The sequence below is a fragment of the Butyrivibrio sp. XPD2006 genome, from assembly GCF_000420865.1.
Lineage (GTDB): Bacteria > Bacillota > Clostridia > Lachnospirales > Lachnospiraceae > Butyrivibrio.
This window is the reverse complement of the sequence record NZ_ATVT01000003.1, coordinates 34,724-49,879: the sequence shown is the minus strand read 5'-3', so window position 1 is coordinate 49,879 and position 15,156 is coordinate 34,724. Positions and strand designations below refer to the sequence as shown.

Below are 15,156 nucleotides of genomic sequence, written 5' to 3'. Positions count from 1 at the left end.
TATTTATGAAAAGATTTTTTCTCTTACATAAACCGTACCCTCCGGATGGCGGAGGATACGGCTGTGTCTTAAATATTAGTTGCTGTGACGTGAAATAACGTCGTCAATTGAAAGATTAGAAGCTGCCTTATTCAGATCTTCGAAGCTGTAACTAGCCATCTCAACGAGTTCTTCGTCTGTATAAGGATCATCATTTACGAAGTACTTTTCGTAGTTTGCGTAATCATCAGGAGATGATACGTAGAGATACGGGAACAGGATCTCATAACCAAATGTGCCTTCCTCCTTTACATAATTTCCTTTAACTGCATTAAGAACGAGATAGAACGCAAAGAGTGGATCGCAGAAGTGTCCGCCTGACTCAGCAAACATTCCGCCTGACTTAAGCTGATCTGCAAGGTCATCAAGGAAGTCTGTTGATACAACGTCGATCTTGCCTGTGAGGCCTTCATTTGCATAAGCACCGATTGAACCTACAAGAGGATCTCCACCGCCGCCGGCTACGATAAGTGCATCCATTCCCGGATTTGAGTTGTAAAGTGACATAGCTGCTGCAGCGCCTTCTTCTGAAGATGTGTTAGCGTAAACAGGCTCTGTGATTGTTGCAGGATCATCAGCATGTGCTGCGTTCCATTCATCGATTGCCTGCTGATAGCCCTTCCATCTGAGCTGGAATGTAGCATCACCAACTGTCCAAGCCTCAAGACCTATGTTTCTGTCGCCGTTCTCAAGAAGGAGATTAACAAGTGTGTATCCGTTAGTAACCTCGTCCTCATGAACTGCACCAACATAGTACTTGGAGTTGCAAGCTGTCTTATAAACCTCAGGGCTGTTCTCCTGAGAAATGATACGGAAGAACTGAGCGATATAAACGCCGTGCTCTGTACAGGTATTGATAGCTGATGTCATCTCGGAATCAGCTGAGTTACAAATGATGATACCCTGGCATCCTGCTGCGCAGAGCTGCTCAACAGATGCTGTAACCTGCTCTGAAACGTGAGCCTGGTCTACATACTGAACTTCAACGCCGTTAGCCTTTGCTGCCTTGTCGACAATCTTTTTACACTGGCTTCCAAGAACGTCTGTGGAACTCCAAATTGAAACACCGATCTTGATCTTGTCAGATCCGCCCCCCGAAGCTGATCCTGAAGATGCTCCGCCTGCTGCGCTTCCGCAACCTGTTACGAGAGATGCTGCTAAAACACCTGCCATCAGCAGTGATCCCAACCTTTTGATTCTCTTTTTCATAGTCTTTGTAACCCTCCTTTGTATATTTGAAAGTAAGTATTTTTACCGGTCCGAGCCATCCGCGGGCCGAATTTGGAACCTTCCTTCAGTTTTTTAATCCCTTTACTTCGTACAGCTTATTCTTCTGCTCACCGAACACTACACCTGCTGCCTCTGCAGCCGAGCTGTCATATGTAACTGTCACCATCACCTGATCGCCGTTTGACAGGTCCGTGTTCTTGTCGATGTTAAAAGAGATTGATGATACTGCGTTAATGTACTTGGTGAGCTCTGCAAGATCGTCAACATCGCTGAGCTCTTTTATCTTTGCCTCACCTCCGACCATCTCAGTCTCGATTCCGTCATAGTCTACGCTTACAGTAGCTGTTCCTTCGCCGTTCTTACCGCTGAAGTCTACGCTTACGTAGTCCAGGATATTAGTCACCCCGTCTGTGGTGTCGATTTTTGCCTTACTGTCGGCTCCGCAGCCTGATACGAGCAGCAGAGCCGCCAGGGCAAATGTAGTTATGAAAGGTGTGATTTTTCTATGGTTGAACACCGTGATACTCCTCCCTGAAACAAAAAAGCTTCGTAAACAGTTTTTCCCCATCTCCTGTTTACGAAGCTATTTTATCAATTCAGTTTTTTGACAATTAGCACATTTTAGAAAATCTTACTATCACTTTTTTGAAAAAATACAAAATTGTCACTCTTCTATTCCCATACAGTTCTTTCTGTACTCACTGGGGCTTGTACCCTCAAAGCGCCTGAATACGCGGCTGAAGTAGTTATAGTCATCGTATCCGACGGTAAAAGAAATTACCTCCAGCTTATTGTGCGGATCCTTCATCAGCTCTTTTGCCTTATCCATCCTGCACCTCGTTATATAAGCAGTAATGGTCTCGCCAAACCTGGCAGAGAACTTGCGCGACAGATAACTGGCTTCAACAAAGAACTGCTCGGCAAGGTCAGACAGGGACAGGTGCTCGGCGTAATGCTCACTGATATATTCCCTGACACTCTCAACCTGACTGTTTATTGAAATGTCCTCTGACGCTTCGGACCCGGATGCAATCTCCAGTGCAAGATCGATATTCTCCTGGATGATTTCCTTGTTCAGCGTTCTGAGGCCGTAGTTGAGCGCATCCTGAACTTCCTCATAGCTGCGGCTGTCTCCGGCTCTGTCACAGTCAGCAATTGTATTGATGGCTCTTGTAGTGAACTGCGTGACTTCAAGAAGGCTCCAGCCTGCGCTGTCACATCTGTTAAGCCCAGTGCTCTCCTTGATGATATTGCCGGCCTGCTTAATGTCATGCGCACTGAGACAGCTCTTTATCTGAGCTTCCACTCTGTCGGTAAAGCGATCATTGACCTTCTGTTTTCTTGCACCTGCGCTGCAGGCTATTATGCTGTGCTGCCTGCCAAAGGGCCTCATCACCAGCTCTGCGATCATCTCCCTGTATACTGCTCCGATATCATCCAAGGAGCTTGCCTGATCGTGAATGACAACAGTCACAGGTCCCTGGCTCTTAAGCGGGAATGTCTCAAGTATCCTGTCCGCAATGAACTTGAGTCTTGCAGGAGTCGCATTCAGCTCAATGATGAACTCGTTTACCTTGTCCGTATAGTTGAAGACTATTGATTTTTCAGCATCGATAAGCTCCCGGAGTCTCTTTTTCATATCATAGGACATCCTGAGAACATCCTTGTCGTAGCTTTGCTTGAGCACCTCAACGTCGTGGAATTTCACCAGGATGGTTGATATCTCGGAAAAGACCTTTGTACTGGGTACATGTGATTCCTTGCCGGGTCTGAAGAGCTTGCCGTTTAGAAGAGATGAGAACTCATCATCTTCAAGGAAAGAAGAAACGTAATTCTCCCTGAGGATGTTGTCCTCTTTTTCGGCCTTTTGTATCTCCCTCTCCTCCAGGGTCTTAAGAGCCTTACTGAGGGAATCAACAAGCTGCTCCCTTCCGACAGGCTTAAGGAGATAGTCGATACCTCCTGCCATGAACACGCCTTTGACCTTCTGGAAGTCGTCATATCCGCTAACTGCAAGGGTTATGATATCCGGGTACAGGGTGTGTATTTTATCAAGAAGTTCAAGTCCCCCAAGGAATGGCATATTTATATCTGTTATGACAATGTCCGGGTTCTCTTTTGGAATTCTCTCAAGGACCTCTTCACCGTCACAAGCAGGCTCAAGAAAGTCGATTGAATAGTCCTCCCAGGACAGCATACGTCTTATATTTTCGCGACTCCACAATTCATCGTCAGCTGACAAAACCTTGTATTTCAAGCTCCCTTTGCCTCCTCTTTTACTATTGGCAATTCGATAATTGCCTTCGTTCCACCCTCAGGGCCACTCTCATAGCGAATGCCACAGTCCTCTCCATAGACACTCTTGACTCTGGCATTAACATTCATAACACCTATGGAACGTCCCATCTCTATTCTGCCGATATCAGCTTTTGCAAGCTGCTCATTCATTGCCTCGGCATCCATTCCGGCACCGTTGTCCTCTATAGTTATCACAAGCTTATCGTCACGGTGCTTTGCGGAAATAATAAGCTCTTTATCCTTCCTTCTGGTATTTCTAAGTCCGTGTTGCAGCGCATTTTCAACAATGGGCTGCAGTGTGATCCTTGGAATATTGTCATCCAGGGTGTCGGAATCTATACGATATGTGTATTTTATGGTATTGCCGTTTCGAACATCCATAACATACAGATAGTTTCTGACATGAGCCATCTCCTGCTGAAGAGTAGACTGGGTGTCCGAGATATCCAGACTGTATCTGAAGATTGCCGAAAGCGACTGACAAAGGCCGCTGACCAGTGTACAGTCCTGAGACGCAGCAATTCCGCTCATGGTATCCAAAGTGTTGTACAGAAAGTGCGGATTGATCTGAGCCTGAAGGACTTTGTACTGAGTTCGCTCCATAAGGACTTTAGCCTCATACTCATCCTGCACCATCCGCCCTATCTGATCCAGCATCTCGTTGAACTCATCACCCATGACTTTAAGTTCTTCACTCCAGCCGTCAGTCTTGGCCCTGAGATCGGTCTCACCGTTTTTGATCTTGATGATGGTGTTGGAAAGTGCCTCCACCGGGCGATAGATATAGCCTGAGATCAGGGTTCCGAAGAGCAGTGTGACAAGAATAATAAACACGGCAATGATTATGAGCATTCTCGCCAGCGCGCTCTGGGTGTGCATCATCAGCGACTGCGGAGTGAGCATGATTATGTGCAGATTGTACTTCTCCGACTGTCTGCTGTTTAAGTAAAAAGAGCCGTACTCGTCATCAAACTTTGGGAACGAATCTGATGATGTCGCCACAATTTTCGTAAGATCAGTAAAGAGCTTGCTCTCCTCCTTGGTGGTATTTCCAACCTGTGTGATCGGCGAATCCCCCTGAGGCTGCAGCCATACATACACATCTCTTGAGGAGATGTATTTACTCATGATATTTGAAATATTCTGGGTGCTGTAATCACAAATGAGATAACCGAACTGCGATCTGTCTCCGTCATAAGTGTGGAGCTTTAAGACAAACCTGATAACATCCGTGTCTGCCTCTTCATTGTGATATCCCGACAGGAGTAAGGAGTAGTCATCAGATCTTAAGTAGTTTTTGAGGTGTACCACATTTACGTACTGCCCGGTATCATAAAGGTCATTGGGATAATTGTAGGGTTGTTTTCTCCAGGAACTGACAAGTGTATCGTCATTGTCGTAGATATACATGGCAAGAAGCTGGTCATCAGAATCAAACCTGCGCTCTGACAGATGCCATGCAGTGAAATAGTAATCAAGAAGTCTTTTTTTGTTTTTCCGGGAATGTCTCATGGCATAGATCATATCGGTCTCAGTATATATGGTCTGCATTTTGACGATATTGTCATGAATATAAGAATCAAGCTCCGCCTCAATTCTCTGTAGCGTCTCATCATTGTTAAGAAGAGATTCTCTCCGGATCTGCTGCCTCGAAATCACCTCAAAAACAACCGTCTGAGCAACGATTGCAAAAAGCGTACAACCTATAACCAGCCCAATAACGGCCCGGCGCATAGTCCACTTCCTATTTTTCATACCCCATTTTCCCCGATTAGAAACAAAACTTTTTCTACGCGAAAATAATATCACATATCTTTTTAAATTGCACTCAGGTGACTCACACCTTATTCTTTCTCAGGTAGACAAAGTAGCCGATAATCACTGCAACCACAGAAATAACCAAGTACAGTATCGGCGCGAACTGAAGGGCCGTAAGGTAGTGACCTCCATAGCCCACAAGCCTGAATTCATACAGAACGTTTGGCGATGCCATGTCGATTGGTGACAGCAGGTACAGAAACTGTGACAGAGGACGGATGACCATCGGTATCTCCCTTGCTCCGGCAAGTATCAGAAGAAATCCTCCAAATACCGCACCCATGACCACCACCGGATTATTAAAGCATTCCGACAAAAAGCACGTAGCGACAGTCATTAGCAGACAAGCTGCAAAAGCCACCAGGATCTGTCTCCCGAAGAACGCTCCCATGGTCATCGGAACAGAAGTTAAAGGCATCAGGTTCTGCACCATGGCATCCCAGCCATTGCTGCCCCACAAAATCAGACTTGTAATAATTGAAATTCCGCCAAACAAAACCGTAAGCAAAAAGATACTTACAACTGCTGCCGATATCTTGGCAACATATGTCACGCCCCATCCGCCGCGGGTGCAGCGAAGCAGGGGATCCGTTTTGTCTTTTACCTCTCCTGCAAATATCTGGCTGAGGAGGAGAGTTACCACAAACAGCATGAGAAGCGGCATTGCCTGAACAATATCAAACAGCCCGTACATCTCCTCAAAAGAATGCCACACCAAAGGCTTGGTGACAGAAGCTTCCCTTTCTTCCCAGTACTGCTCTTCGCCCTCAGTCAAGGCGCACAGATCCATCCCTTCCCTGATGGTGTCCTCCCTGATCTGATATATAGCATTGGCATCATAGTCAGCAATAGGTCTTCCGTAATCAACTATCTTCCTCACCCAGTCGCAGAGCGCCTCATAAGTGCAGTTGGTCTCGTTCCAAAAGACTCCGTATTCATCGGCCGCCTCGTAGAGCTCTGCAAGAAGCGCATCATCAATTTCCCGGCCGTCGATAGCCATCTTCAGCTCCCTGGTCCTATCTGCATAATCACCCATCTGCTCCGACTGAAACACCCCCTGCATGAACGAATAGACAGTGATGACGATCAGCAGAACAACCGTAAACCTGTTCTTCAATATCTTTTTTATCTCGTAAAAGAAAAGTGTGCCAAATAAGCTCTTTTTCCCCATCATTTAATTCTCCTCTCCGAATTCCTTCAGATAGAAGTCCTCAAGACTTCCATCTTCCTCTCCCCACGGTCCCTGCCAGATGATCTGACCGGATCTCATCATGATAACCTTGTCAGCTATATGCTCAATGTCAGATACTATGTGCGTCGACAAAAGAACTATACTTTCTTTTCCAATTTCTTCGATCAGGTTCCTGAATCGCACTCTCTCCTTGGGGTCAAGGCCGGCGGTCGGCTCATCAAGGATCAGAACTTCCGGCCTGTTTATAAGAGCCTGGGCTATTCCAAGGCGCTGCTTCATTCCGCCGGAATAGGTTCTTATCTTTTTCCCCGCCACATCAGAAAGCCCCACAACTCCAAGAAGTTCCTCAGTCCTTGCCCTGGCAGCTTTTTTATCAAGTCCTTTAAGCGCAGAGAAATACATAAGAAAATCTCTTCCGCTAAACTCCGGATAATACCCAAAATCCTGAGGCAGATACCCCAGCACATCGCGGTAACGCTCCTCTGAAACACTCGCCCCATCATAGGTGATATCTCCGCTTGTCGGCATCAGAATCCCGCAGATCATCCTCATAAGCGTGGTCTTTCCTGCGCCGTTAGCTCCCAGAAGCCCTGTCACGCCTTTCCCCAGGGTAAAAGAGAGCCTGTCTACCGCAATCTTATTCTTATACTGCTTAGTTATGCGATCAATTTTCAGTTCCATTGATACTCCTCCAAACGAAATGTCTTTTTAATCTGGATACACTCAAGAGCCACAAAAACAGCAAGCATCTCAAGCCATATCCATCTGTATTTTGCTGCGAAAAGAGCTTTCTCATCCTTTATGGCCAGTATCATAACCGATGTCATGACAGAGACCAGAATGCAGCCAAATGCATTTTCCCTTCCAATCTCTGTTCTCTCAATGATCATGCTTGCTATCGAAGATATGAGATACGGCAGAGTAATAATGGCTCCGGTCATGGCATAACCATATCCGCTGCTGCTTCCCACAACAATTGAGAGCACCAGTAAAAGAACTATATGCACTGCCCCAATGCAGATGAATCTTGCCAGAAGTATTCCTCTTCCGGAAATCCTTGTTACTCCCTCCAGCTCCTCCATTCCGTACATTCTGGAGCGCATGGAGTCAAAAACCGCAATCGCCGACACAAAGGGCATTATGGCTGCCACCACAAAGACCGTTTCCCTGTTCAGGTTGATTCCAAAGATTGCAACAATAAGTGCAGCGATTGAAACAAGCCATACCGGCAGTTTGATATATGAGAACTGACTTTTTATAATGTCAAAGACACTAAGCTCAGTCCGTTCAGTCTTTTTCCTGTATGCCCTTATGAAAGCATCCTTCCCGACCATATCGGGCTTTGGCGATGCATCCGCCATCATCTTTCTTATGTCTTTACTCATGGAAACTACCTCCTTCCATCAGCTTTATAAAATCTCTTTTTACAGAATTGAGTTTCCTGTACAGGGCGAATCTTGAAACACCCATTATCTTGCAGATATCTGAAAGTGGTACCTCGTTCATGTACCGTAGAATGAGAAGTTCTCTGTCTTCTTCCGGCATTTTATCAAGTGCCTGGTTTACTTCGATCTTTCTGATCAGGTCATCAGATCCGCTGCCTTCATCTGAATAATCCTCGGGAAGATCCGTTGTCCTTGCTTTCCTGCTTTCATCAATGCAGAGGTTCCTGGCGATTGTGTAAAGATAGCGCATCTGCTCACCGCGCTCTTTATAGTCACTGTTCATGAAGCGAAGAAAGGTTTCCTGGGTAAGATCCTGCGCAATATCTGTATTGTGAACTCTGTAGTAGCAGAAGCGAAATATTTTGTCGTACTGTTCTTCTATATCCATGGATTGTTGTCTTTCACCTCCCTCTGTAATGTATAACGAATTAATCATATAAAATGTGCGGCAAGAAATAAATATTTTCTGTAGCAGAGCGACCCCGTCAACAAATATGCGTTATTTGATGCACTACAGTCATGTTCTGCCAAAAAATGTCAATTCACATGACTCACGTTTTTAGCCAAATCATGTTTTATAAGATTTTCGAAAAAAACATGATAAATAATCTGCAAAAAGTCATGTGCCTGCAGATTTCACCAAAAAACATGACCACAAAGTCATGCTCAGTACAAAAAATTGCTATAACATGACTTTCTGCTCCCCTCAAAGTCATGCTATGAATAAATTCTTAATAAAACATGACTTTGTCAATTTCACCAGTCATGCTCAGCGCATTTTCTCCAAATAACATGACTTCTCATAGCTCACCCTGCCTCAAGAAGCACAACTAGCCACAATCCCCATATGCCAGCCCCGCTTAATGACCTTAATACACATAAAAACACCGGAGTCAAAGGACAGTACGCTTGGCGCCGCTTTTTGGTGCCCGGGCAGCCTTTGGCTCCGGTGATTTTATGTGTTACAATCTCTGAGATGCGGGGCTAATAGGAGTCAAAGAGAACCGTCCCCACTGACTCATTTTGAGTCAAACTGAAACGTCCCCATTGACTCACCCATTGACTCACATCTCTTGCTGTGGATCAAATTCATCCGACGCAAGGTATCTGTATATCGCAGTCAAAAGAGCTCTGCACTCCGGGTATTCAAGCAGATTATGCAATCCCATGGATGAAACAAATATCCTTCCCTTCTTGCATCTATACTCCAGTAGCATTCCCATATTCCTAAGATACGCATAACAGTCCATCACAGCAACTATGCTCCGCACTCCCTCAGGCAGCAAAAGAGCTCTCTGCGAACTTTGCACAAACCACTGATAGCCCGGGTAAAACCGCGTCGGGAAGTTTCTGAACAAAGGATGCTTCTCATCTATGAGGAGCCCCATGCTTCCTTCCTGAGAGCTGAAGGTTCCGACTGACCAGAAGTCCGTGGAAAAAGTGGCTTTTATCGATGCAGGAAGTGCCTGCCTTGTGGAATCCGGTGCAAGGAAAACAATCCCGCCTTCCTTAAGGACTTCCTTTGCCTTATCATCCAATGCCCTGCATTCATAGACAGAATCAGGTTTCTCAGGGCTTTGGCTCTCCCTCGTATAGACGTATATATCGTATGAATTATCGTATCCTGCAAAGGATACATTAAGAGTAAGTTCACTGTTTCTCTTAGGTTCAGGGAGTTCTAACTCAATCTCTATTTTTCCGAGCTCACTAAGCTCTCCCTGTCTGCAGGTTACTTCGTCATACTCTTTTGTCAAAAGAGCTTTCTCCGCATCTGACACCTTTACGAGAAGCCTTCCTGTAATATCTCCCTTAGAATAGTTGGCAAGCTTAACTACCGCTTTCAACATTTCGCCATCAACATAAGTGTACTTATCCAGAAACGCCAGCGGAAGCGCATCTTTAAAGAACCTCCTAAACCTCTCCGGCGCAGCAAAATTATAAGGTTTTGCCTTAAGATGAGAGTTCAGCATTCCGACAAGAGCTGTGCCCTGCCCGGGAAAATCCTGAAGCCCCAACAGAGAAATTCCGCTGTACTCTTCAGTCCTGAGAGCTGCTTCGACTTCCTCACGATAGCAAAGAAGCGCCAGTTCTCCGGTTGCCTCAACACGCCTTGTCCACTCATGGGAGAGTCCCTTTTCTGTGACATTTTTCTTTATAAGTTCAAGGTTGTCGGCTCTTGTAACGCCACGGAAATCCTCTATTTCTCCAAAATCAGGCAGAACCTCATACTGGCCCACCTCAAAGCTGAATATCGGCTTTTTGAAGCTCTTCCTGATCTCTTTTACCGTATTTGCGTAGTCGTGCTCTGCGTCAGGATAGTCATTGTTCAGATACCCCTTCATTCCGGCAAAAGTCGCTCTCATAGGCAGGTCCTTAAAGCCAGCAGCAGTGTAGAAATCACTCTCAGCATCTGCCCCCTGCTCTCCGTAAAAAGCATTTGAAGAAAATGCAAAAAGCCTGGTTTTATCTGTATCATGGCACAACTCAAGTAGCCTTTCCGCGGTCTTTTTTCCATCCTCTTTTGCCTGCAATTCGTTGCCGAAGGTAAGCATAACAAAGGACGGATGGTCTGCATAAACATTAAGGATTTCCCTCAGCTCTTTTTCATAATATGCTGCTGACTTCTCGTCAGAAAACGCATCCCTCGGGTTCCAGTGTGAGAGCTCCGGCTGCATCAGAATTCCAAGCTCATCAGCTGCGCAGAAAGCAGCTTCCGGAGGACAGTGGGAATGAAATCTTAAACAGTTAACTCCATAGCCCATGTAGGTCCTTATTATCTTTTTCCAGGAAGAGACGTCCATTGGCGGATGACCGGTCTCTGGAAATACCGCGCAGTTTGCCTCGCTCCTCAAGAAAATCCTGCGGCCGTTAAGACACAGATGACCGGCAATATCTTCAAATGACCTTATGCCAAAAGCAGTCTCAAACTCATCCTCCAAAAGCCTTGCTCTCACATGGATCAGTTTTCCGCACTCCTCATCCCAGAGCAGTTCCTTTGCCACTTCAGCGGCTACCTCGATTTCAAAAAAACTCTTCCCGGATCCGCCTGTAACATCCAGCTCCCTGGTCATGCACAGCTCTTTAAACTCAAGAACAAGCTTCCCCTCAAAGCCATCCTCAGAATCTACGACAGCTCTCACATCCAGAGTCCACTTATCATCGCCTTCATCCTTCCTCGGATACACTCTTATACTTTCAATAAATGTCTTCTCGACAGTCTCTGTTCCAAACTCCCCGATGATCCCATTCCAGTTAGTCTGGGTCTCATCCGTGGCAGCAGACGAGTAGACGATGTCATTCCGGGGAAGATCCTCATAGCTGTTATCCGAGACCAGCTCCAGAAGTGCTCCATCATTAAGCACATCCGTAACTTCAAACACATACGGAGTCGAAAGACTTCCCGCCTGCGCCCGGACCTCTTTTCCATCCACAAAAAGCCTTAAAACTCTCGCTCTCTCGGCCTTTAGAAAGAGTCTTTTCCCCTCAGGCACATCACCTTCCCATCTCCGCGAAAAGTAAGCCTTTCCCTCGTAGGTGTTGTTCCTTGTAAGCCTCGTAGCAATCACATCATCCGACACAAGTGCCTTGTTCTCCACATAGTTCTCGTCCTGGTGGAGCTTACCCGTCAGTTTATCCTCATGCCCTATTTTATTTGTATCCAGTGTCCCCGGAAGAAGCGCACTGTATGTGCTGCCATCCAAAAGGCGCACATCCCATTTTCCCGAAAGACTTCTAAAATCCCTCATGATATTTCTCCATCACTTACACAGTTTCAGGTACAATGCAGAAAGCTGATGGTTATTGTCCAGTAAAAGAGCTTTCTCAAACCACTTGGCAGCTTCAGTTCTGTTACCTGTTCCCATTTTCCCAAGTCCCATGAGATAGTAGCAATGCACCCGGTTTTTAATGTCCATATCCGAGTCAAACACTGACATATCCGGCATTGAAACAGCGAAATAATCCATTTTAAACTTATCATCAACGTGGTACTCGCCGTAATCTATAAGCTTGTAAAACCTTGCATTTGCAGCAGTTTCATCAGAAAGCTCCCTAAAGCCAAGCCCCTGGAACAGGATCATGTCCGCAGGCTGATCGTAGTAATACATCATTCCTGCAGGCTCCGACCGGCCAAGCGTTGCCTTCTCAAAGCACTCTTTTGCCCGAGTTTCATCTCCAAGTGACTTATAGCACTGCCCCAACAGGAAGTACAGGTTGTTGTCCCTGGTTCCCTCAAGGCGGCCCTCTCCAAGATTATCAGGATAGGACAAGGCCTCGTTAATGAGTAAGACTGCCTTTTGAGGTTTGCCGTTATCAAGTTCATTTTTGGCCAGCATAAAAAGAGATAGTTTAAACTGAGCAGTAATCTTGCCCTCAGCCCCTTCCCAGGTCCGGAAATTGTGGGCAGCTATCTTCTGATGAGCTTCATCATATCTTCCACAAGTGTTAAGAAGAGTCACATACTCTGTGTAGAGGTCATCCCTCTTTTCGATGAGGTCTATGTTCCTGCAAAACTTCTCAAGTCTCTCCGACGGCGAAACTCCAAGCCTTGCGTATAGCTGATCCAGTTCAAGGAAGACTCTGGCATCGCTTCGATCAAGCTCAAATGCTCTCTCCATGCATTGCTTTGCACTGTCTTTATCACCACACTTATTATAATATGCTATCGAGAGGTTCCTGAGCAAAGTCGGGAAAGAGTCATCAAGCTCTTTTGACCTCTCCCAAAGTCCTACAGCCTTCTCATATCCAAGCTTGTCATAGTAAAGACATCCCAGGTAATAATAGGCCTTTGATCCATCGGGCATCAGCTCGATGCATCTTTCAAGCACCTGTATGTCCTCGAGTTTGTTTGGGAAGCAGTACTTAAAGGATGCATTCTGCGCTTTGGACAGCGCTTCCCGGCTCTTTTTGGTCTCACCGAGTTTATCCAGATAAAAAGCCATGTAGTAGTATTTAAGAGGGCTCCCCTGTCTGCACATATCCAGAGCTTTTATCGCCCTCTCATAAAGGCCGAACTCAGCAAAGTCCCTGGCTGTCTGCAGGAAGTTTTCAATATCCCCGGTTATAGCCTCCTCACCGAAGGGTATATCTGTTTCTGTCAAAAGACATCTCGACACAAAGTCAAATGCGTCCATCCGGAGGTTTTCCTGCAAAAGAGAGCGTGCCTCTTCTTCTCTTTTCAGAAGAAGCAGCAGAACAGCCTTTAAGCCTCTTGCCTTAGTATTTGCGCTGTTCTTTATAAGCCCTCTGCTTACATGCTCCAGCGCATCTTCAAAGCACCCTCTTCTTGCTTCAATGACTGCAAGATAGTAAAAAGCCATCTCCTGCTGTGCATTACTCCAGGTTGCCTTGTAAAAGGCGTCATAAGCCTCATCGAATTTCTCCCGATAGAACAGACTAAGTCCAAGGTTATAGTAGCTATCGCTGTCACAGGGATTCGGATTTAACATTGTCTGCCTCTTTATAGCTTTTCTGAAATACCCCTCTGTCTTTTCAAATTCTCCTCTGCGAAGCAGCAGCATTCCGTATGCATTGTTAATGCGGCTGTCCTCGTCATCTCTTTTCAGTCCCTCAAGATAATAATCATCCGGAAGATATGTGGCATGCCTGTACTGCTCAATGTGCAGCCCTGTAAGGTACAGCTCTTCATTCGAAAGAATGTCCTTTGGTGCTTTTGCTGCCTTCGCCGGCTCTGCAAGCTTTGGAATCCCACAGTCCTTTTCCTGATATGCAACCAGCTCTTTTCCATCATGATAAACTGCAATCCTGACCTTTGTACTGTCAGCTCCTGCACTGGCAATACTTCTTTCAAAAACATCATCCGGTGAAAGCCTTACCTTCTCGTTTAGTATTTCTTTTCCCTCGTCTGTGATGACTATATTTGCATCAGCAAGCTCCCGGGTTGCGTAAACCCAGGCCGTTATCCCCTCCTGAGCAACCTCAAGATTAACAGCCGCATCAAGGCTCGCATTCTTTATATAGCCTGCCTTTTTGTAGGGCATAAAATACTGCTTGAATTTCTTTTCCTCATAAGGCGCAAGCCACGCAAAATCCGGCTGATTATCGCAGTACATGCCGGTCATCAGCTCAATATACGGGCCGTCTTCATCCGTGAGATTTCTGTCCCAGGCCTTTCCGAAATCTCCGCATCCCCAGGTCCACTGCTTCTTGCCCGGTGATATGTGATGATCTGCCACATGCAAAAGACCTGCCTCTCTGCCATAGTCGTATCCGCCAACAAAATCATATTCCGAGTGCTCAGCCATATACGATGTAGGAACAGGGATGTTTCTGTACCTGGATATATCAACACCTGCGCTGTAGTCGTGCTTGTAGTACTCCCCTGTTGCAATGGGAAATCTTGAGACAGCTCTTTTGCCATGGTCATACACAGAATGAACATCCGGCGGGAAAACCGACTGGGTGTTGTCATTGACGGAGACTGCCGGATTCGCCCACCAAAGAAATGTCTGCGGAAGAGGCGTCCTGTTGTAGAGCTGGCCTTCAATCTCAATATATGCCCTGCCAGGGCGAAGCGTTATGGAAGTGATGACTCTGGTTCCGTACATCCTGTCAACATCACCAAGCAGAAGGCTCTTTGATCCGTCTGTGTTTTCGCGTATCTTGTGCTCAACCTTCATATAGGTCGTAGGTCTGTGATGCTGGGGCCAGTTAAACTCTATGCCCCCGGAGATCCACGGGCCGGTAAGTCCCACGAGAGCGGGTTTTATCACATGGTTATAATAGACAAAGTCGTAGCCGTTTGTCTTGTCCAGTGCTCTCTGAATCCTGCCTCCAAGTTCCGGCATCACCATGATCTTCAGATATCTGTTTTCCAGAAAAACAACGTTCCAGACCTTGTTTTTCTTTTCTCTGCTGATGTCGGATATTGCAGGATACGGATATATCTTGCCACTGCTGCCCTGATAAACCCTCTTTTCAAGAAACATCGGATTTATATCGGCTTCTCCTATGTCGTATGTAGGTATCTCAACCTGCTCTTCCCATATTTTTACTGTATCCATAGTCATCTCCTCAATTTGAATGATCCATCTTGAGAATAGGATAATTTTCACGCTTTCTCAATTGATAAACTTGCTCTATAATATAAAAAAATTGCTCTTCATCTTTGGAGGA

Annotated in this window: 10 protein-coding genes; all 10 read right to left on the bottom strand. The window is 46.0% G+C overall.

Annotated elements, in window-relative coordinates; all coding sequences use genetic code 11:
• Positions 1 to 75: 75 nt before the first annotated feature.
• The 10 genes from G590_RS0104100 to G590_RS0104055 all read right to left on the bottom strand — a co-directional run bounded on the left by G590_RS0104100 (position 76) and on the right by G590_RS0104055 (position 15,044).
• Complete coding sequence (locus G590_RS0104100) at positions 76 to 1,248, bottom strand: sugar ABC transporter substrate-binding protein (protein ID WP_022764402.1); 1,173 nt, start codon at positions 1,246 to 1,248, stop codon at positions 76 to 78.
• 85 nt (positions 1,249 to 1,333) lie between these two features.
• The gene (locus G590_RS0104095) at positions 1,334 to 1,786 is read right to left on the bottom strand and encodes a hypothetical protein (protein ID WP_022764401.1); all 453 of its coding nucleotides are present in this window, start codon (positions 1,784 to 1,786) and stop codon (positions 1,334 to 1,336) included.
• Between the two features lie 147 nt (positions 1,787 to 1,933).
• Complete coding sequence (locus G590_RS0104090; RefSeq protein WP_022764400.1) at positions 1,934 to 3,526, bottom strand: response regulator transcription factor; 1,593 nt, start codon at positions 3,524 to 3,526, stop codon at positions 1,934 to 1,936.
• Positions 3,523 to 5,322, bottom strand: a complete 1,800-nt coding sequence (locus tag G590_RS0104085; protein ID WP_026493913.1) for a cache domain-containing sensor histidine kinase — start codon at positions 5,320 to 5,322, stop codon at positions 3,523 to 3,525. The genes G590_RS0104090 and G590_RS0104085 overlap by 4 nt, the downstream gene beginning before the upstream one ends.
• A gap of 82 nt (positions 5,323 to 5,404) precedes the next feature.
• Entirely contained in the window at positions 5,405 to 6,559 is a 1,155-nt protein-coding gene (locus tag G590_RS0104080; RefSeq protein WP_022764398.1) for an ABC transporter permease, read from the bottom strand.
• Positions 6,560 to 7,258: an ABC transporter ATP-binding protein gene (locus G590_RS0104075; protein ID WP_022764397.1), complete on the bottom strand. Its 699-nt coding sequence runs from the start codon at positions 7,256 to 7,258 to the stop codon at positions 6,560 to 6,562.
• Positions 7,249 to 7,962, bottom strand: a complete 714-nt coding sequence (locus tag G590_RS0104070; protein WP_022764396.1) for a hypothetical protein — start codon at positions 7,960 to 7,962, stop codon at positions 7,249 to 7,251. Before G590_RS0104070 ends, G590_RS0104075 begins: the two co-directional genes overlap by 10 nt.
• Positions 7,955 to 8,410 carry an RNA polymerase sigma factor gene (locus tag G590_RS18325; RefSeq protein WP_022764395.1) on the bottom strand — a complete coding sequence of 152 codons (456 nt, stop codon included), beginning with the start codon at positions 8,408 to 8,410 and terminating at the stop codon, positions 7,955 to 7,957. The genes G590_RS0104070 and G590_RS18325 overlap by 8 nt, the downstream gene beginning before the upstream one ends.
• A gap of 676 nt (positions 8,411 to 9,086) precedes the next feature.
• On the bottom strand, positions 9,087 to 11,768 hold the full coding sequence (locus G590_RS0104060) for a hypothetical protein (protein WP_022764394.1): 2,682 nt from the start codon (positions 11,766 to 11,768) through the stop codon (positions 9,087 to 9,089).
• Positions 11,769 to 11,780: 12 nt separating this feature from the next.
• A complete protein-coding gene (locus G590_RS0104055) occupies positions 11,781 to 15,044 on the bottom strand; it encodes a tetratricopeptide repeat protein (RefSeq protein WP_022764393.1) in 3,264 nt (1,087 codons plus the stop codon).
• Between the last annotated feature and the right edge of the window lie 112 nt (positions 15,045 to 15,156).